This window comes from Massilia jejuensis, from assembly GCF_042656795.1.
Lineage (GTDB): Bacteria > Pseudomonadota > Gammaproteobacteria > Burkholderiales > Burkholderiaceae_D > Telluria > Telluria jejuensis.
Genome location: NZ_JBHSMS010000079.1, coordinates 15,112 through 34,212, shown reverse-complemented (window position 1 = coordinate 34,212; position 19,101 = coordinate 15,112). Strand labels below are relative to the sequence as shown.

Genomic DNA, 19,101 nt, shown 5'->3' with positions numbered 1-19,101 from the left:
GCAACAGGTAGGACGCAAGTGCAGCGTCAGCTTTTCATTTCTTCGGAACCAGCAGTCGGGAGCGGCTTGCTTTGCTCGGCGCTCTTGCATTCGTTGGCCAGCTGGCGGTTCAGGCGCGAGTCGAGCAGGATGCCCTTCGACGGGATGCCGATCCAGATCAGGCGGAAATTGGTGTTCTCGAAACGCAGCGCGCCGGTGGTCGTGCCGACCCGGTCCAGGCGGTGCAGGCGCTTTTTCCAGCGCAGGGCGATGTGCGCGTCGTCGTTTTCGTTGCTGTAGATGGTGACCTTGTTATTCAGTTCGCAGGTGTACTCGGTCACCTTGGTGTCGGTGATGTCCGGTTCGGCTTCGTCGAGCGGCGCCCAGTCGTCTTCGGCCGCCGCCGCTTTCTTCGGCTTCGCTGTCGACACCGCCGCTTTCTTCGCCTTGGCGACGTCGGCGGCCTTCGGGTGGTTTTTCTCGGGTGCGGCCGCTGCCGGAGCGGCGCACAGGCCGAGGGCCGCGAGCGCGAAGGCGCCGGCGGCAAGGAGCTGCTTGGGGGAGGTGGCCATTAGTTCGGTTCCGTTTGGTTGACGATTGCCGCCGCGGATTCGGGCAGCGCCAGGCCGGCCAGCTTCGCGCGCTGCAAAACGGTCCAATAATATCGGTAGCTGGCGCGGTCGTGCAAGCGTCCATGCTGGGCGATCGGCCCCCAGTTCGCCGCCATCGCTTCCTGCAAGATATTGGTCGCTTCGTTTACTTCCGACAAGCGGGGCGTGAACGCCTTGACGACCGGTTTGATCTGGTCCGGATGGATGCTCCACATGCGCGTGAAACCGAATTCGGCGCCGGCGCGTTGTGCATCGTTAGCCACAACGGCGCTGTCTTTGATCTCGGTCGTGACATTATGCGAGGCCACCTTGCCGTGCGCATGACATGCCGCAACCATCTCCAGCTTGGCGCGGACGACCAAGGGATGCGTAAACTGTCCCGGCGTGCGCATCGCGGCCGCCGGGATGGCGCCGTAATGCGAGGAGACGAAGTCCATGATGCCGAAGGACAGGCATTCGACCTGGGGCAGGGCGGCGATGTCGTAGGCTTCGCGCAGGGCGCCGTGGGTTTCGATGAGCACATGCACCGGCAGGGCGGCGCGGCCGTTCGGCAGCGCCACGCGGTTGATGATCTCGAGCGCGCGGCGCACGTCGTCGACGCCGTTGGGCTTGGGCAGCACGACATAGGCCAGGCGGGCGGCCGCGGCGCCGACGATGGCGACCACGTCCTGGATGAAATGGGCACTGTCGATGTCGTGCAGGCGCACGCCGATGCGCTCGAAGCGGTTGTCCTCGCCGTTCACCAGCGAGGCGACGAGCTGCGCGTGGGCCGCTTCGCTGCCGGCGGCGGCGCCGTCCTCGCAGTCGAAGGTGATGTCGAAGACGGGGCCAAGCTCTTGTTGCAGGGCCATCGACTTGCGCATCAGCTTCTCCGAGCCGCAATAGTGATCGCAGGCGGGAAGCAGGAGCGGCTGGCGTTTGCCCTGGAATAAAACCTCGGAAGGGTGCATGGTGGGTTCAGTCGTCGCAACAGCCGTGCCGCCCGGAACGGCGGCACGGAAAGTTCAGCGGAGGGGCATGCCGTGCCGGCCCATCCGCAATCGGGCAGCTCAGGCCAGCAGGTGCGCCACGCCTTCGCGCTCTTCGGTCAGTTCCTTGAGCGTCAGGTTGATGCGCTCTTGCGAGAAAGCATCGATTTCCAGGCCCTGGACGATCGTGTATTCACCGTTCTCGACGGTGACGGGGAAACCGAACATGGTCTCGGCCGGAATGCCGTACGAACCGTCCGACGGGATGCCCATCGTGGTCCACTTGCCGCCGGTGCCGAGGTGCCAGTCGTGCATGTGGTCGATCGCCGCGTTGGCGGCCGAGGCTGCCGACGACAGGCCGCGCGCTTCGATGATCGCGGCGCCGCGCTTGCCGACGGTCGGCAGGAAGACGTCGCGGTTCCAGGCGTCGTCGTTGATCATGTCCTTGACCGACTGGCCGTCGATGGTGGCGAAGCGGTAGTCGGCGTACATGGTCGGCGAGTGGTTGCCCCACACGGCCAGCTTCTCGATCGAGGCGACCGGCTTGCCGGTCTTGGCCGCCACTTGCGACAGGGCGCGGTTGTGGTCCAGGCGCAGCATGGCGGTGAAGTTCTTGGCCGGCAGCGACGGCGCCGATTTCATGGCGATATAGGCGTTGGTGTTGGCTGGATTGCCGACGACGAGCACCTTGACGTTGCGCGAAGCGACGGCGTCGAGCGCCTTGCCCTGCACGGTGAAGATCTGGGCATTGGCTTCGAGCAGGTCCTTGCGTTCCATGCCGGGGCCGCGTGGACGCGCGCCGACGAGCAGGGCGAAATCGGCATCCTTGAAGGCGGTCATCGGGTCGGCGTGCGCGCTCATGCCGGCCAGCAGCGGAAAGGCGCAGTCGTCGATTTCCATCATGACGCCCTTGAGCGCCTTCTGCGCTTTTTCGTCGGCGATTTCCAGCAATTGCAGGATGACCGGCTGGTCCTTGCCCAGCATGTCGCCGTTAGCGATACGGAACAGCAGGGAATAGCCGATCTGGCCGGCTGCGCCGGTAACTGCAACGCGCATTGGGGTTTTAGCCATGATGAATCTCCAAAAATGGGAATGAAAACGGTCGAAGCCGAGGATACGCCTGTTCCCGAGCGTCGGCCGGGGAAAACTGCAATGATACCAAAACCGGCATGGTTTCTCGTGGGCGCCCAGCAAGCGGTTCGCACCTGCGCGGATGCCCGGTCGACCGCGAGTGTAGTCCCCGGCCGTCCTTCCGTCAATCTATATCATATGTCTTATATAAGACACATATGTTGTCAAGTGCACACTGGACGGGGAAGGGCTTTTGTGGTGAAATCGTGGTCTATGAATCCTGTCCCGACCCCCCTTGTCGGCGATGGCCCAGGCAGCACTGCCTCGCCTTCGTTCCGGCCGCTGTATCAGCAAATCAAGGCGCTGATCACGCAAAGCCTGCAATCCGGGGAGTGGAAGCCGGGCGAGCTGATGCCGAGCGAAGTCGAACTCGCCGCGCGCTTCAAGGTCAGCCAGGGCACGGTGCGCAAGGCGATCGACGAGCTCGCCGCCGAGAACCTGGTCGTCCGGCGCCAGGGCAAGGGCACCTTCGTCGCCACCCACCATGAAGAGCGCGCCCATTTCCGCTTCCTGAAACTGATGCCCGACGAGGGCCTGCCGCATCCCCCCGAGAACCGCATCGTCGAGGTCAAGCGCATCCGCGCCCCGGCCGAGGTGACGCGCCTGCTGGAGCTGAAGTCGGGCGACGCGGTCGTCTACATCAAGCGCGTGCTGTCCTTCGACGGCGCGCCGACCATCCTCGAGGAACTGTGGCTGCCGGGCCAGCTGTTCAAGGGGCTGACGGCCGAACGCCTGGTCGAGTACAAGGGTCCAATGTATGGCCTGTTCGAGTCCGAGTTCGGCACGCGCATGATCCGCGCGACCGAGCGGATCCGGGCGGTCGGGGCCGACAGCACCGCCGCGCATTACCTGAACGTTGCCGAGGGAACGCCGTTGCTATGCGCGGACCGGGTCTCGTTTACCTACGGCGACCGGCCCGTCGAATTGCGGCGTGGGCTGTATTTGACGGTGCAGCATCATTACCAGAACGCGTTGTCGTAAGAGGGGCTGCGCGTGCCGGCGCACCGGCGCGGCCGCACGCCGATGCCGCGTGCGGCGCCCGCGGGCCGCTCCTGCGCCGCGCCCGGCACGAACGGCGCTATGCGTTTAAAATATGTTGTTTGCTAGAAAGCGCCGAACAAAACCCGGTTCCAACTTTGACCCACTAATATTCGACTAATGGATCTTGGTGCGGCGCAAAAAATCGGCGAAAATTAAGGGTTAATCACATTTTGTCTGTTAAGGGAGGTGTTGTATGTCCGAAGCCGTGAGAGAGGCCACAAGAAAAGGACGGCCGGAGTTCCGTAATATCCACATTACGGATATCACGATGAAGTACCGCCAGCCGCCTGCGGCGATCGTCTCGATCCTGCACCGCATCAGCGGGTTCGTCATGTTCCTGATGTTGCCGTTCCTGCTGTACCTGCTGCAGGAAAGCCTGCGCTCGGAGATCTCGTACGCGCACTTCGCAGGCATCGTCGACAACCCGTTCGCCAAGCTCATCCTGCTCGGCCTGTCGTGGGCTTACCTGCACCATTTCACCGCCGGCATCCGCCACCTGTTCATGGATAACCACCTGGCGCTGGACAAGGACGCAGCCCAGAAGACCGCGCGCTGGGTGCTGGTCATCAGCCTGGCCTTGACCGTGCTCGTCGGCCTGAAATTGTTTGGAGTGTTCTGAAAATGGCTAAAAAGAATAATATCGGCGCCAACAGACTGGTCGTCGGCGCCCACTACGGCGTCAAGGACTGGCTGGCGCAACGCGTTACCGCGATTGTGATGGTGGTCTACACCCTGATCCTGCTCGGCACTTTTCTGACCGCACAGAATTTTACCTACGAAGGCTGGGCGGGACTGTTCTCGCGCCAGTGGTTCAAGCTATTTTCCCTGGTCACTTTCTTCGGCCTGTACTACCACGTCTGGGTCGGCATGCGTGACATCTGGATGGACTACGTCAAACCGGTCGGCATCCGCCTGACCCTGCAGATCGCCACGGTGCTCGCGCTGCTCGCCTGCGCCGCGTGGACTGTGCAAATTCTCTGGAGTGTGTAATCGTGGCAGCCATTAAAACTGCAATCCCTACCCGCCGCTTCGACGCGGTCATCGTCGGCGCCGGCGGTTCCGGCATGCGCGCGTCGCTGCAGCTGGCCGAAGCCGGCCTGAACGTGGCCGTGCTGTCGAAAGTGTTCCCGACCCGCTCGCACACCGTGGCCGCGCAGGGCGGCATCGGTGCCTCGCTGGGCAACATGAGCGAAGACGACTGGTACTGGCACATGTTCGACACCGTCAAGGGCGGCGACTACCTGGGCGACCAGGATGCGATCGAATTCATGTGCCGCGAAGCGCCCAAGGTCGTCTACGAGCTCGAGCACTTCGGCATGCCGTTCGACCGCAACCCGGACGGCACGATCTACCAGCGCCCGTTCGGCGGCCACACCGCCAACTTCGGCGAGAAGCCGGTCCAGCGCGCCTGCGCCGCCGCCGACCGCACCGGCCATGCGCTGCTCCATACGCTCTACCAGCGCAACGTGCGCGCCCGCACCCACTTCTTCGTCGAGTGGATGGCCCTGGACCTGGTGCGCGATGCCGATGGCGACGTCGTCGGCGTGGTGGCCCTGGAAATGGAAACCGGCGACATCATGATCCTCGAAGCGAAGACCACCATCTTCGCCACCGGCGGCGCCGGCCGCATCTTCGCCGCCTCGACCAACGCCTTCATCAACACCGGCGACGGCATGGGCATGGCCGCGCGCGCCGGCCTGCCGCTGCAGGACATGGAATTCTGGCAGTTCCACCCGACCGGCGTGTCCGGCGCGGGCGTCCTGATCACGGAAGGTGTCCGCGGCGAGGGCGGTATCTTGATCAACTCGAACGGCGAACGCTTCATGGAGCGCTATGCGCCGACCCTGAAGGACCTGGCGCCGCGCGACTTCGTCTCGCGTTCGATGGACCAGGAAATCAAGGAAGGCCGCGGCTGCGGTCCGAACAAGGACCACGTGTTGCTGGACCTGCGCCACATCGGCGCCGACACCATCAAGAAGCGCCTGCCTTCGATCCTGGAAATCGGCCACAAGTTCGCCAACGTCGATGCGACCAAGGAGCCGATTCCGGTCGTGCCGACGATTCACTACCAGATGGGCGGCATCCCGACCAATATCCACGGCCAGGTCGTCACGCCGGACGTCAAGAACGGCGGCCAGAAGATCGTGAACGGCCTCTACGCCATCGGCGAATGCGCCTGCGTCTCGGTCCACGGCGCCAACCGCCTGGGCACCAACTCGCTGCTCGACCTGATCGTCTTCGGACGCGCCGCCGGCAACCACGTGGTCGCCTCGAACCTGAAGCAGAAGACCAACAAGCCGATGCCGGCCGACGCGTCGGACTTCGCCCTGGACCGCCTGAACCGCCTCGAGACCTCGACCGGCTCGGAAAAAGTGCAGGGCGTCGCCAACGATATCCGCGCGACGATGCAGAAGTACTGCGGCGTGTTCCGCACCGATGCGCTGCTCACGCAAGGCGTCAAGGAAATCATGGTCCTCGACGAGCGCCGCAAGCACGTCTCGTTCAAGGACAAGTCGAAGGTGTTCAATACCGCGCGCGTCGAAGCGCTGGAACTGGACAACCTGATCGAGACCGCGAAGGCAACCATCGTTTCGGCGCAGGCCAGAAAAGAATCGCGCGGCGCCCACGCGCACAGCGATTACGAACAGCGCGACGACGCCAACTGGATGAAGCACACCCTGTTCTACTCGGAGAACAACCGCCTCGAGTACAAGGAAGTGGTCCAGAAGCCGCTGACCGTCGAGACCTTCAAGCCGAAGGCCCGTACTTTCTAAGAACGTTTTTGTGGCCGGTCCCGAAGACCGGCCGAACAGATAGGTAAAACATGGCACGCACAGTCCACCTGAAGATCTACCGCTACGATCCGGACAAGGATTCGAAGCCTTACATGCAAGACGTCACCGTCGAACTGCAAGACACCGACAAGATGCTGCTCGACGCGCTCCAGCGCATCAAGTCGGACGTCGACGATTCGCTGGCCCTGCGCCGCTCGTGCCGCGAAGGCGTCTGCGGTTCCGATGCGATGAACATCAACGGCAAGAACGGCCTGGCTTGCACGACCAACCTGAACGAACTGACCCAGCCGATCGTGCTGCGTCCGCTGCCGGGTCTGCCGGTCGTGCGCGACCTGATCGTCGACATGACCCAGTTCTTCAAGCAGTACAATTCGGTCAAGCCCTACCTGATCAACGAGTCGATCCGCCCCGAGAAAGAGCGCCTGCAATCGCCCGAAGAGCGCGAAGAGCTCGACGGTCTGTACGAGTGCATCCTGTGCGCCTGCTGCTCGACTTCGTGCCCGTCGTTCTGGTGGAACCCGGACAAGTTCGTCGGCCCGGCCGGCCTGCTGCAAGCCTACCGCTTCATCGCCGACTCGCGCGACGAAGCCACCAGCGAGCGCCTGGACAACCTGGAAGACCCGTACCGCCTGTTCCGCTGCCACTCGATCATGAATTGCACGGATGTCTGCCCGAAGGGCCTGAATCCGAACAAGGCAATCGGCAAGATCAAGGAATTGCTGGTTCGCCGGGCGATCTAGGCCGGTTTGCCTTGGCGTTCTGGCCGCATGGGCTCCCCGAGTCCATGCGCCGGGCCGTACGCAGGCCGGAACGCCCGCCGACCGCCCATCGCACCCGATATCGTCGCAAATACAGTAGAAGTACGGTACTGCCGATTCCCGGCAGCCGGAGTATAGTGTTGACCCAACAACGGACTCTAGTGTGGAAACGCAACAACGCGCGCATCAATCCGACCCAGCCAACCGTGCCCGCCTGCGCTGGCGCGCGCGCCGTGGACTGCTCGAAAACGACCTGATCCTCACGCGCTTCCTCGATGCGCACGAGGCCGCTTTGAGCGATGACGACGTCGATGCATTGACCCGCTTGCTGGACCTGGCGGACAACCCGCTGATGGACCTGCTGCTCGGACGTGCCGAGCCCGAGGGCGAGCTCGACTTGCCGCATGTGCGTTCCTTGCTGGCACGCCTGCGCGAAGCCTGAACGCTGCCAAGGCATCCCATTTTCGTTTTATATTTTGTAGATCCACTCCCAAGAAGGAAGTGCCATGAACATCTCTGATACCAAAGCAACCCTGTCGTTCTCCGACGGCAGCCCATCGATCGACATGCCGATTTACAAGGGCACGATCGGTCCGGACGTCATCGACATCCGCAAGCTGTACGGCCAGACCGGCAAGTTCACCTACGATCCGGGCTTCATGTCGACCGCGGCATGTAACTCGAGCATCACCTACATCGACGGCGACAAGGGCGAGCTGCTGTACCGCGGCTATCCGATCGAGCAACTGGCCGAGAACTGCGACTTCCTGGAAGCGTGCTACCTGCTGCTGAACGGCGAACTGCCGAACGCCGGGCAGAAGACCGCGTTCGTCGCCGACGTGACCAAGCACACGATGGTCCACGAGCAGATGCAATTCTTCTTCCGCGGCTTCCGCCGCGACGCGCACCCGATGTCGGTCCTGGTCGGCACCGTCGGCGCGCTGGCGTCGTTCTACCACGACTCGCTCGACATCAACGATCCGGAACAGCGCGAAATCTCCGCCGTCCGCCTGATCGCCAAGATGCCGACCCTGGTCGCGATGGCCTACAAGTATTCGATCGGCCAGCCTTTCGTCTACCCGCGCAACGACCTTTCGTACAGCGCCAACTTCATGCACATGATGTTCGCCAACCCGTGCGAAGAGTACAAGGTCAACGACGTGCTGGTGCGCGCCCTGGACCGCATCCTGATCCTGCACGCCGACCACGAGCAGAACGCATCGACGTCGACCGTCCGCCTGGCGGGCTCGTCGGGCGCGAATCCGTTCGCCTGTATCGCTGCCGGCATCGCCTGCCTGTGGGGCCCTGCCCACGGCGGCGCCAACGAAGCGGCCCTGACGATGCTCAAGGAAATCGGCTCGGTCGACAACATCCCGTCCTTCATCGAGAAGGTCAAGGACAAGAACTCGGGCGTCAAGCTGATGGGCTTCGGTCACCGCGTGTACAAGAACTTCGACCCGCGCGCCAAGCTGATGCGCGAAACCTGCCACGAAGTGCTGGAAGAGCTGGGCCTGCAGGAAGATCCGCTGTTCAAGCTGGCCATGGAACTCGAGCGCATCGCGCTGGAAGACGAGTACTTCGTCTCGCGCAAGCTCTACCCGAACGTCGACTTCTACTCGGGCATCGTGCAGTCGGCGCTGGGTATTCCGGTTTCCCTGTTTACCGGCATCTTCGCGATGGCGCGCACCATCGGCTGGATCGCCCAGTGGAACGAGATGATCGCCGATCCGGAGCAGAAGATCGGCCGTCCGCGCCAGCTGTTCGTCGGTTCGCCGGTGCGCGACGTGCCCTCGATCGACAAGCGTTGATGTTGACGTGCGTTCAATGAAAAGCGGGCCGCGGTTGCGGCCCGCTTTTTTTCTTGGTGGCGCTGCCGCTGCCGCCGGCGTGCCGACCGACCGCGCGCCCGGTCCCGCCTGGCCCGATCGCCGCCGCAAGCACCCGGCGTTTCATCGGCAGACGCCGCGCAGCTTGGCCACCGCGATGAAGGGCAACGCCAGCACGCCTCCCAGGAAGAACGTCGGCTGATTGCGCAGGCCTTCCGCATGCAGGCAGTCCGGCAGGCGCGCGGCGGCGAAATCCCTGGCGAAGGCGTCGTGCGCGGTGGCGCTCAGTGCGGGCGCCTCGCGGCGGCCCGGATCGGGATGGCGTTCCGCGGGCAGGGCGGCAATGGCAGCCCGGATCGTCTCCTTGTCCAGGCGCGCGCGCAGCGGCAATGCAGGCGTGGTGGCGGCGACCGGCGCCGCCACCGCCACGCCCGGCTCCGCGTGGGCAAGCAGGGGCAAGCTGAGTACACAGAGCAGGATTGGGCGCATACACGGCCGACTAAAGTGATGTTGCCAAATGTATACCTGATCTAAAAAACTTTCGCAATCTATACACCTGGTTACATACGGCTGTGTAGAATCCGATGTCCCAGTCAACATCCAGCGCCCCCATGAAACGTTTGCTGCTCGCGCTATCCCTGATGCTGTGCGCCTGCGTGGCGCAGGCCGGCCCGGCGCTCAAGAAGCAGGCCAATGCCTTCCTCGACCGCTGGCACAACGATGCGGCCCATGCCCGTCCGGCCTATTTCGACAAGATCGCCAAGGACGGCATCTACATCGGCACCGACAAGACCGAGCGCTGGCGCCGCGACGCGTTCAAGGACTGGGCCAAGCCTCATTTCAAGCGCAAGTCGGCCTGGGATTTCAAGACGCTGCGCCGCAACGTCTATTTTTCGGACGACACATCGATCGTCTGGTTCGACGAACTGCTCGACACGCGCATGGGCGTCTGCCAAGCCAGCGGCGTCATGCGCCGCAAGGGCGCCAGTTTCGAGATCGTGCACTACCAACTGTCGATGGCCGTGCCGAACGAGGTCGCCGGCCAGGTGACGCGGCTGATCAAGGATTTCGAGGAAAAGGACGGCTGGAAGGGCGGGCCCCGCTAAGCCTTGGACGCCGTGGTATCGTATCGGCCCGTTCTCCGCCTTCCCGCACCAACGTGAGCACCACTTACATCGGCCGTTTCGCGCCGTCGCCCACCGGGCCGCTGCACGCCGGCTCGCTGGTGGCGGCCGTTGCCAGCTATCTCGACGCGCGTGCCCACCAAGGCCAGTGGCTGGTGCGCATCGAGGACATCGACGAGGGCCGCAGCGTGCCCGGCGCCGACCGCGCCATCCTCGCGCTGCTCGACGCGCTCGGCATGCATTCCGACCGCGAGGTCGTCTGGCAGAGCCGCCGCACACCCCTGTACCGGGCCGCGGCCGACAAGCTCGGCGTTCACGCCTATCCCTGCGGCTGCAACCGCCGCGAAATCCGCGATTCGCGCCTGGGCGTCGCGCCCGACGGCGCCGCGATCTATCCCGGCACTTGCCGCCCTGGCCTGGCGCCGGGCCGTGCCATGCGCAGCCTGCGCCTGCGCGTGCCGGACGCGGGCGCCGATGCGATCACCTTCATCGACCGCTTCGCCGGCCCCCAGACGCAATACCTGGCGAGCGAGTCGGGCGACTTCGTCCTGCTGCGCGCCGACGGCTACTGGGCCTATCAGCTGGTAGTGGTGGTCGACGACGCCGAGCAGGGCATCACCGACATCGTGCGCGGTGCCGACCTGATCGATTCGACCGCGCGCCAGATCTACCTGCAGCGATTGCTGGGCGTGGCCACGCCGCGCTACCTGCATGTGCCGGTCGTGCGCAATGCGCAAGGCGAAAAGCTCTCCAAGCAAACCGGCGCGCTGGCCGTGCTGCCGGGCGACGAGCCGGCCGCCATCGCCGCCCTGACCGATGCGGCGCGCTTTCTCGGGCTGCCGCTCGAACGGCCGGCCTCGCTTGCCGCCTTCTGGCAAGCGGCGATTCCCGCCTGGTCGGCCATGCTGGCGCAGCAGGAAGCGCGCGCCCCCGGCACCTCCCGTCAGGCCGCCTGTCCGACCGGGAAGCCGGCACCGCCATAGCGCGCGCGGCGCCGCGCCAGCAAGCCCAATCCCGCCAGGCCCAGGCCGAGCATGCCCCAGGTCGCCGGTTCCGGAATCGGCGCCGCCACCAGGAAACCGCGGATCTCGCCACCCGGGAACTGGGTCGAGTGGATGTTCAGGTAGGCGGTATTGTCGCCGATGGCATCGATCAGCGCGGTCCTGGCGTTCGCCGCCGTGCCGCCGAAGGCCGCCAGGAAGTCCGGCGCATAGATCGAGGCGTCGCTCAGGTCGAAGGCCTGGGTATAGATGCCGTTGATGACTCCGGTAGGGAAGCCGGCAAGGGGCACGGCGACCGGTGCGACGCCGGTGAACGCCGCGGTCGTGCAGCAGTGGATATGGGCCGCCACGGTGGTGCCGAGCAGGTCGCGGAAGGGAACTTCGGCGCGCATCAGGTCGCCGTCGAACTCGAAGCTGGCGACACTCGAGCCGGTCGACCCGTTGGGCGGGCTTTCCGCCGGGCCGCTGGCAACGGCCTTGATGATGGTCGTCTGGGCCTGGGTGGCGACGGGCACGAAGACCATGGCCGCGGCCAGGGCCAGCAGGGACAGGTGATGTTTCATGGCAGACCTCCTGATCAGGAAAGAATCCAGTTGCGCCGCGGCGCGGCGCTGCCAAAAAAATTAGCACAGCCTTGGCGGGAGTCTCACACGGTACGGATGGGCAGGAGCCGCTGAGCAAAATGCGCCCAGGGACATTGAATGTGCGGAAAGAAGGGCGCGACAGGAGGAATACGATACAGATTTCGCGGCCTTGTCCACCAGGCTGAATCATGTTCTCAGGTGAAACGGATCACTTCTTTTTCTGGATCGTGATCTCGCCATCGGCTTCCAGGAATGCGGTCTGCATGTCCGAGCGATCGCAATCGGCCATGCGCAGGGCCTGTTCCAGATCGGACTCCGCGATGCGGCAGCGTTTCACCACGTTGTCGAAAAACTGGCCGTTGCGCCCGATCAGGACCGCGCTGCCGTCGACAATTTCCGATGCACGCCGGCTGTAGGTCGAGAGCATGGCCACGCCCACATTCAGGACGATCAGGGTGGCGGCGATGATCAGGCCGCCGCTGACCGAATTGTCGCCACCGGTCAGGGAATTCGAAACCGCTTCCGACAGCAGCATCACCACCAGCAAGTCGAACGGCGTGAGCTGGCCGACCGTGCGCCGGCCCGACAGGCGCACCATCAACAGCAGCGCCAGGTAGACGAACGCCCCGCGCGCGATAAACTCCCACCACGCCAAATCCATATCGAACATAGCCGCCCCGACGCTTGAAAACTGATGCGCCGATTGTAAGCATTTTGCCAATGAGGCGCCGTCCGCCAGGCATGCGGAACCACGATGGGAAAAAGCAACATCGTCACGGGATGAATTGGCTGGACCGGTTGCGTGCCGCCGTTGGCGCGGGCGCGGACGGTAACTATTGGCATTCGTGCGGCCAACAAAATGCAGGCTGCCCCTTATGCGCCCCGTATGTTGCGTTACAATACCTCCCGCTGTTGCGCAAGATCAGAGTGGTCGACCGCAATAACATGTGGTCTTCAAAAGGATGCGTGAAGACCCCATCTGTCCTTCCCCACAACTTGATGATGTCTAGTTGCAATCCGCTAACCGGTCAGGCCGTGTCGCGGAAGGTTAGATTAACCCGCCAAACTCGCGAAGCGCGAAGAAAAGGTGAGCAAGAATGATGCAACAACAGTCCGCGAACTCGTACCTGTTCGGCGGTAATGCGCCGTATGTGGAAGAGTTATACGAAGCCTACCTGAACAACCCAGGTTCGGTCCCCGACAACTGGCGCGCCTATTTCGACAGCATGCAGAACGTGCCTGCCGTCGACGGCACCGCGCGTCCCGACGTGATTCACTCGTCGGTCGTCGCTTCCTTCGCCGAGCGCGCGAAGCAGGGCCCGATCCGCATCGTCAGCGCCGTCGCCGAAGCCGATCCGGAAATGGCGCGCAAGCGCGTCGCCGCGACCCAGCTGGTCGCCGCCTACCGCTACCTCGGCTCGCGCTGGGCCAACCTGGACCCGCTGCAGCGCCAGGAGCGCCCATCGATTCCCGAACTCGATCCGTCGTTCTACGGCTTCACCGACGCCGACCTCGACACCAAGTTCAACATCAGCAACACCTATTTCGGCGGCGAGAGCGCATCCCTGCGCGACCTGCTGCAAATGCTGCGCGACACCTACTGCCGCTCGATCGGCGCGGAGTTCATGTACGTCAGCGACCCGACCGAGAAGCGCTGGATCCAGGAGCGCCTCGAGTCGATCCGTTCGACCCCGACCTTCTCGGCCGAGAAGAAGCGCCACATCCTCGAGCGCCTGACCGCTGCCGAAGGCCTGGAACGCTACCTCCACACCAAATACGTCGGCGCCAAGCGCTTCTCGCTCGAAGGCGGCGAATCCTTCATCGCCGCGATGGACGAGACCATCCAGCGCGCCGGTGAGCAGGGCGTTCAGGAAATCGTCATCGGCATGGCCCACCGCGGCCGCCTGAACGTCCTGGTCAACACCCTGGGCAAGGCGCCCTCGGAACTGTTCGAAGAGTTCGAAGGCAAGCACGCCGACGACCTGCCGTCGGGCGACGTCAAGTACCACCAGGGCTTCTCGAGCGATATCTCGACCCCGGGCGGCCCGGTCCACCTGTCGCTGGCGTTCAATCCCTCGCACCTGGAAATCGTCAACCCCGTCGTCGAGGGTTCGGTCAAGGCGCGCATGGAACGCCGCGGCGACCGCAAGGGCAAGGAAGTGCTGCCGATCCTGGTGCACGGCGACGCCGCATTCGCCGGCCAGGGCGTGGTCATGGAAACCCTGAACCTGGCGCAGACCCGCGGCTACGGCACCGGCGGCACGATGCACATCGTGATCAACAACCAGATCGGCTTCACCACCTCCGACCCGCGCGACGCCCGTTCGACGCTGTACTGCTCGGACGTCGTCAAGATGATCGAGGCGCCGGTGCTGCACGTGAACGCCGACGACCCCGAAGCGGTCGTGCTGGCCACGCAAATCGCGATGGACTACCGCACCGAGTTCCACAAGGACGTCGTCGTCGACATCATCTGCTACCGCAAGCTGGGCCACAACGAGCAGGACACGCCCGCGCTGACCCAGCCGCTGATGTACAAGAAGATCGCCAAGCACCCGGGCACCCGCAAGCTGTATGCGGAAAAGCTGTCCACGCAAGGCACCATCCCCGCGGACGAAGGCGACAAGCTCGTGGCCGCCTTCCGCGACGCGATGGACGCCGGCAAGCACACGGTCGATCCGGTGCTGACCGACTTCAAGAACAAGTACGCCGTCGACTGGGCGCCGTTCCTGAACAAGAAGTGGACCGACGCGGCCGATACCGCCGTGCCGCTGACCGAACTGAAACGCCTGGCCGAGCGCATCACCAGGGTGCCGGACAACTTCAAGCCGCACTCGCTGGTCGAAAAAGTGCTGGCCGACCGCGCCAGCATGGGGCGCGGCGACATGAACCTCGACTGGGGCATGGGCGAACACCTGGCCTATGCCTCGCTGCTGTCGTCGGGCTATGCGATCCGCCTGTCGGGCCAGGATGCCGGCCGCGGCACCTTCGTGCACCGCCACGCCGTGCTGCACGACCAGAACCGCGAGCGCTGGGACCAGGGCATCTACCTGCCGCTGGCGAACGTGTCGGACAACCAGGCGCAATTCACGGTGATCGACTCGGTGCTGTCGGAAGAAGCGGTGCTCGGCTTCGAGTACGGCTACTCGACGGCCGAGCCGAACACGCTGACCATCTGGGAAGCCCAGTTCGGCGACTTCGTCAACGGCGCGCAAGTGGTGATCGACCAGTTCATCGCCTCGGGCGAGGTAAAGTGGGGCCGCGCCTCGGGCCTGGTGATGATGCTGCCGCACGGCTACGAAGGCCAGGGTCCGGAGCACTCGTCGGGCCGCATCGAGCGCTTCCTGCAGCTGTGCGCGGACAACAACATGCAAGTGGTCCAGCCGACCACCGCCGCCCAGATCTTCCACCTGCTGCGCCGCCAGATGGTGCGCCAGTTCCGCAAGCCGCTGGTGATCTTCACGCCGAAGTCGCTGCTGCGCAACAAGGACGCCGGCTCGCCGCTGACCGATCTCGCCAAGGGTGCTTTCCAGACCGTCATCGGCGAGACCGACGAGAAGATCGAAGCGTCGAAGGTCAAGCGCGTGATCGTCTGCTCGGGCAAGGTCTACTACGACCTGGTCGGCGCACGCAAGACGCGCGGCATCGGCGACGTGGCCATCATCCGCATGGAACAGATGTACCCGTTCCCGCACAAGTCGTTCAGCGCCGAACTGAAGAAGTTCGGCAACGCGACCGAGGTGGTATGGGCACAGGACGAGCCGCAGAACCAGGGTCCGTGGTTCCAGATCCAGCACAACATTTTCGAAAACATGGACGAAGGTCAGCGCCTGGCCTATGCCGGCCGCCCGGCTTCGGCGGCGCCCGCCGTCGGCTACTCGGACAAGCACGTGGCGCAGCAGAAGGAATTGCTCGACACGGCGTTCTCGAAGCTCAAGGGATTCATCCTGACCAAATAATCGTCCTCCATGCCGGCCGTTTCCAAGACGGCCGGTTTTTTGGCGTTTTCAATAAATACAGAAACAGAATAATCAAACGGAGTTTTACATGGCACAAATCGAAGTCAAGGTCCCCCAGTTGTCGGAATCGGTCGCTGAAGCGACGCTGCTGTCGTGGCACAAGAAAGTGGGCGAGCCGGTCAGCCGTGACGAGAACATGATCGACATCGAAACCGACAAGGTGGTCCTCGAACTGCCGGCCCCGAGCGCCGGCGTGATCGTGCAGCTGCTCAAGGCCGACGGCGCCACCGTCGTCGCCGGCGAAACCATCGCGATCATCGATACCGAAGCGTCGGCCCAGGTCAGCCCGCTGGAAGTGAAGGCCCTGCCGTCGGCCGCGCCGAACGCCGCGATCGAACAGCCGGCCGCGGCACCGGCCGCCGCCGGTGCGATGGCGGGCGTGCCGATGCCTGCCGCGGCCAAGATCCTGGCTGACAACAACATGAGCGCCGCCGGCATGGACGGCTCGGGCCGCGACGGCCGCGTGACCAAGGGCGACGCCCTGGCCGCCGTGGCGAACAAGCCGGCGGCAGCGGCGCCGGCACCGGCAGCCGCCAGGCCCGCCCTGCAGCAGGTTGCCGCGCCGGTCGCGCAGCTGGGCGACCGTCCGGAAGAGCGCGTGCCGATGAGCCGCCTGCGCGCCCGTATCGCCGAGCGCCTGCTGCAATCGCAGTCGACCAACGCCATCCTGACCACCTTCAACGAAGTGAACATGGCCCCGGTGATGGACCTGCGCGCCAAGTACAAGGACAAGTTCGAGAAAGAACACGGCGTCAAGCTGGGCTTCATGTCCTTCTTCGTCAAGGCCGCCGTTGCCGCGCTGAAGAAGTACCCGATCCTGAACGCTTCGGTCGACGGCAACGACATCGTCTACCACGGCTACTTCGACATCGGTATCGCGGTCGGTTCGCCGCGCGGCCTGGTGGTGCCGATCCTGCGCAACGCCGACCAGATGTCGATTGCCGAGATCGAAAAGAAGATCGGTGAATTCGGCCAGAAAGCCAAGGAAGGCAAGCTGACCCTGGAAGACCTGTCGGGCGGTACCTTCTCGATCTCGAACGGCGGCACCTTCGGCTCGATGCTGTCGACCCCGATCATCAACCCGCCGCAGTCGGCGATCCTGGGCGTGCACGCGACCAAGGACCGCGCCGTCGTCGAAAACGGCCAGATCGTCATCCGTCCGATGAACTACCTGGCGATGTCCTACGACCATCGCATCATCGACGGCCGCGAAGCCGTGCTGGGCCTGGTCGCGATGAAGGATGCGCTGGAAGATCCGGCGCGCCTGCTGCTGGACCTGTAAGCGCGTTGTAATTTGCTGTCGTAGACGTCATATCAGGAGGTGGACGCGCCCGTTTTGCGGCGCGTCTACCCCACCATTGGGAGGACCACCATGATCTCCGATGAAATCCGGCGTTTGCATGAACTGCACCAGGCCGGCGCGCTGACCCTCGACGAATTCGAACGGGCCAAGGCAAAAGTCCTGGCCGGCGCCCCGGCAGGCGAGCGCATCAACCTGGACAAGGATGGCGGCCCCACCGGCAACGGCGGCGGTGTCCGGCCCAGGCCCGGGGTGAGCAACTTCGGCGCGCTGCGCCGTTCGCGCGCCGACCGCTGGCTGGGCGGCGTCTGCGGCGGCCTGGCCGGCACCCTGGGCATGGATGCCTGGGTCTGGCGCCTGGTCTTTGCCGTGTTCACCATTCTTACTTCCGGCTTCGGCGCGCTGGTCTATCTCCTGCTGTGGATTTTTGTTCCAGAAGAATAAATAAGGAATCATTCATGAGTAACGAAAAACAATTCGACGTCGTTGTCATCGGCGGCGGTCCCGGCGGCTATATCGCGGCCATCCGCGCGGCCCAGCTGGGCTTCAAGGTCGCCTGTATCGACGAGTGGAGCAACGCGGCCGGCAAGCCGGCCCCGGGCGGCACCTGCACCAACGTCGGCTGCATCCCGTCGAAAGCCTTGTTGCAGTCCTCGGAACACTTCGAGCACGCCGGCCACGCCTTCGCCGAGCACGGCATCGACGTGTCGGGCCTGGAACTGAACCTGCCGCAAATGCTCAAGCGCAAGGACGTCATCGTCAAGCAAAACAACGACGGCATCCTGTTCCTGTTCAAGAAGAACAAGGTCACCTTCTTCCACGGCCGCGGCGCCTTCGCCGGCAAGCTCGATGGCGGCTACACCATCGACGTCACCGGTCCGACGGTCGACACGCTGACGGCGAAGAACGTGGTCGTCGCCACCGGTTCGAACGCACGCCAGCTGCCGGGCGCGGAATTCGACGAGAAGCTGATCCTGTCGAACGCCGGCGCACTCGCCATCGAAGCCGTGCCGGGCAAGCTCGGCGTGATCGGCGCCGGCGTCATCGGCCTGGAAATGGGCTCCGTGTGGCGCCGCGTCGGCGCCGACGTCACCGTGCTGGAGGGCCTGCCGACCTTCCTCGGTGCGGTCGACGAGCAGATCGCCAAGGAAGCGCACAAGCTGTTCATCAAGCAGGGCCTGAAGATCAACCTGGGCTGCAAGATCGGCGCGATCACCAAAGGCGAGAACGACGTCACCGTCGCCTACGCCGACAGTAGCGGCGCCGAGCAGGTGGCGACGTTCGACCGCCTGATCATCTCGATCGGCCGCGTGCCCAACACGATCGGCCTGAATGGCGAATCGGTCGGCCTGCAGCTCGACGAGCGCGGTTTCGTGATCGTCGACGACGAATGCCGCACCAGCCTGCCGGGCGTGTGGGCGGTCGGCGATGTCGTGCGCGGCCCGATGCTGGCGCACAAGGCCGAGGAAGAGGGCGTCGCGGTCGCCGAGCGTATCGCCGGCCAGCACGGCCATGTCAACTTCAACACGATTCCCTGGGTGATCTACACCTCGCCGGAAATCGCGTGGGTCGGCAAGACCGAGCAGCAGCTCAAGGCCGACGGCGTGGCCTACAGGGCCGGCACCTTCCCGTTCATGGCCAACGGCCGCGCGCGCGCGCTGGGCGACACGTCGGGCATGGTGAAATTCCTGGCCGACGCCGCGACCGACGAAATCCTGGGCGTGCACATCGTCGGCCCGGTCGCCTCGGAACTGATCTCGGAAGCGGTCGTCGCGATGGAATTCAAGGCCTCGTCCGAAGACATCGCCCGCATCTGCCATGCGCACCCGTCGCTGTCGGAAGCCGTGAAGGAAGCGGCGCTGGCGGTGGACAAGCGTTCGCTGAACTTTTAAGTAGGTTGCACCGTGGGGTGGACGGCTCTCCCGTCCACCCGTTCACTTCGCCCGGACGGGCCGCCGTGCGGC

General features: G+C 64.3%; 19 protein-coding genes. 13 read left to right on the top strand and 6 right to left on the bottom strand.

What is annotated here, in order from left to right; translation table 11 throughout:
• Window positions 1-26 precede the first annotated feature (26 nt).
• From ACFPOU_RS21855 to ACFPOU_RS21845, 3 genes are all read right to left on the bottom strand, one after another.
• Window positions 27-551, bottom strand: a complete 525-nt coding sequence (locus tag ACFPOU_RS21855; RefSeq protein ID WP_379726516.1) for a hypothetical protein — start codon at window positions 549-551, stop codon at window positions 27-29.
• Window positions 551-1,540 (bottom strand): HpcH/HpaI aldolase/citrate lyase family protein, encoded by a 990-nt coding sequence (locus ACFPOU_RS21850; RefSeq protein ID WP_379726509.1) that lies wholly within the window; start codon window positions 1,538-1,540, stop codon window positions 551-553. Before ACFPOU_RS21850 ends, ACFPOU_RS21855 begins: the two co-directional genes overlap by 1 nt.
• A 99-nt stretch (window positions 1,541-1,639) precedes the next feature.
• A complete protein-coding gene (locus ACFPOU_RS21845; RefSeq protein WP_379726506.1) occupies window positions 1,640-2,629 on the bottom strand; it encodes a malate dehydrogenase in 990 nt (329 codons plus the stop codon).
• A 273-nt stretch (window positions 2,630-2,902) separates the two neighbouring features.
• On the opposite strand from ACFPOU_RS21845, the gene ACFPOU_RS21840 reads away from it, so the two are divergent.
• From ACFPOU_RS21840 to ACFPOU_RS21810, 7 genes are all read left to right on the top strand, one after another.
• On the top strand, window positions 2,903-3,670 hold the full coding sequence (locus tag ACFPOU_RS21840) for a GntR family transcriptional regulator (RefSeq protein ID WP_379726503.1): 768 nt from the start codon (window positions 2,903-2,905) through the stop codon (window positions 3,668-3,670).
• Window positions 3,671-3,923: 253 nt separating this feature from the next.
• Window positions 3,924-4,349 carry a succinate dehydrogenase, cytochrome b556 subunit gene (sdhC, locus tag ACFPOU_RS21835; protein ID WP_379726500.1) on the top strand — a complete coding sequence of 142 codons (426 nt, stop codon included), beginning with the start codon at window positions 3,924-3,926 and terminating at the stop codon, window positions 4,347-4,349.
• Window positions 4,350-4,351: 2 nt separating this feature from the next.
• Window positions 4,352-4,720 (top strand): succinate dehydrogenase, hydrophobic membrane anchor protein, encoded by a 369-nt coding sequence (sdhD, locus tag ACFPOU_RS21830; RefSeq protein ID WP_379726497.1) that lies wholly within the window; start codon window positions 4,352-4,354, stop codon window positions 4,718-4,720.
• A gap of 2 nt (window positions 4,721-4,722) precedes the next feature.
• On the top strand, window positions 4,723-6,504 hold the full coding sequence (sdhA, locus tag ACFPOU_RS21825) for a succinate dehydrogenase flavoprotein subunit (protein WP_379726494.1): 1,782 nt from the start codon (window positions 4,723-4,725) through the stop codon (window positions 6,502-6,504).
• Window positions 6,505-6,554: 50 nt separating this feature from the next.
• A complete protein-coding gene (locus ACFPOU_RS21820) occupies window positions 6,555-7,265 on the top strand; it encodes a succinate dehydrogenase iron-sulfur subunit (RefSeq protein ID WP_379726491.1) in 711 nt (236 codons plus the stop codon).
• Between the two features lie 181 nt (window positions 7,266-7,446).
• Entirely contained in the window at window positions 7,447-7,725 is a 279-nt protein-coding gene (locus ACFPOU_RS21815; protein WP_379726488.1) for an FAD assembly factor SdhE, read from the top strand.
• Between the two features lie 64 nt (window positions 7,726-7,789).
• Complete coding sequence (locus tag ACFPOU_RS21810; RefSeq protein WP_379726485.1) at window positions 7,790-9,091, top strand: citrate synthase; 1,302 nt, start codon at window positions 7,790-7,792, stop codon at window positions 9,089-9,091.
• 141 nt (window positions 9,092-9,232) lie between these two features.
• Here the strand turns inward: ACFPOU_RS21810 and ACFPOU_RS21805 are convergent, their stop codons facing one another.
• Entirely contained in the window at window positions 9,233-9,598 is a 366-nt protein-coding gene (locus ACFPOU_RS21805; RefSeq protein WP_379726482.1) for a hypothetical protein, read from the bottom strand.
• A 122-nt stretch (window positions 9,599-9,720) separates the two neighbouring features.
• On the opposite strand from ACFPOU_RS21805, the gene ACFPOU_RS21800 reads away from it, so the two are divergent.
• Together ACFPOU_RS21800 and gluQRS are read left to right on the top strand one after the other, a co-directional pair.
• Entirely contained in the window at window positions 9,721-10,215 is a 495-nt protein-coding gene (locus ACFPOU_RS21800) for a nuclear transport factor 2 family protein (protein WP_379726479.1), read from the top strand.
• A 53-nt stretch (window positions 10,216-10,268) separates the two neighbouring features.
• Window positions 10,269-11,216 carry a tRNA glutamyl-Q(34) synthetase GluQRS gene (gluQRS, locus tag ACFPOU_RS21795; RefSeq protein WP_379726476.1) on the top strand — a complete coding sequence of 316 codons (948 nt, stop codon included), beginning with the start codon at window positions 10,269-10,271 and terminating at the stop codon, window positions 11,214-11,216.
• On the opposite strand, the gene ACFPOU_RS21790 is transcribed toward gluQRS, so the two are convergent.
• A complete protein-coding gene (locus tag ACFPOU_RS21790; RefSeq protein WP_379726473.1) occupies window positions 11,177-11,797 on the bottom strand; it encodes a CHRD domain-containing protein in 621 nt (206 codons plus the stop codon). The two genes, gluQRS and ACFPOU_RS21790, sit on opposite strands and share 40 nt — an antisense overlap.
• A 229-nt stretch (window positions 11,798-12,026) precedes the next feature.
• Window positions 12,027-12,488: a DUF421 domain-containing protein gene (locus ACFPOU_RS21785; RefSeq protein ID WP_379726471.1), complete on the bottom strand. Its 462-nt coding sequence runs from the start codon at window positions 12,486-12,488 to the stop codon at window positions 12,027-12,029.
• A gap of 427 nt (window positions 12,489-12,915) precedes the next feature.
• On the opposite strand from ACFPOU_RS21785, the gene ACFPOU_RS21780 reads away from it, so the two are divergent.
• The 4 genes from ACFPOU_RS21780 (at window position 12,916) to lpdA (ending at window position 19,029) form a co-directional block, all read left to right on the top strand.
• Window positions 12,916-15,777: a 2-oxoglutarate dehydrogenase E1 component gene (locus ACFPOU_RS21780; protein ID WP_379726468.1), complete on the top strand. Its 2,862-nt coding sequence runs from the start codon at window positions 12,916-12,918 to the stop codon at window positions 15,775-15,777.
• 88 nt (window positions 15,778-15,865) lie between these two features.
• On the top strand, window positions 15,866-17,119 hold the full coding sequence (gene odhB / locus ACFPOU_RS21775; protein WP_379726465.1) for a 2-oxoglutarate dehydrogenase complex dihydrolipoyllysine-residue succinyltransferase: 1,254 nt from the start codon (window positions 15,866-15,868) through the stop codon (window positions 17,117-17,119).
• A gap of 90 nt (window positions 17,120-17,209) precedes the next feature.
• The gene (locus ACFPOU_RS21770) at window positions 17,210-17,581 is read left to right on the top strand and encodes a PspC domain-containing protein (protein ID WP_379726462.1); all 372 of its coding nucleotides are present in this window, start codon (window positions 17,210-17,212) and stop codon (window positions 17,579-17,581) included.
• 14 nt (window positions 17,582-17,595) lie between these two features.
• Complete coding sequence (lpdA, locus tag ACFPOU_RS21765; RefSeq protein WP_379726459.1) at window positions 17,596-19,029, top strand: dihydrolipoyl dehydrogenase; 1,434 nt, start codon at window positions 17,596-17,598, stop codon at window positions 19,027-19,029.
• The last annotated feature ends 72 nt before the right edge of the window (window positions 19,030-19,101 follow it).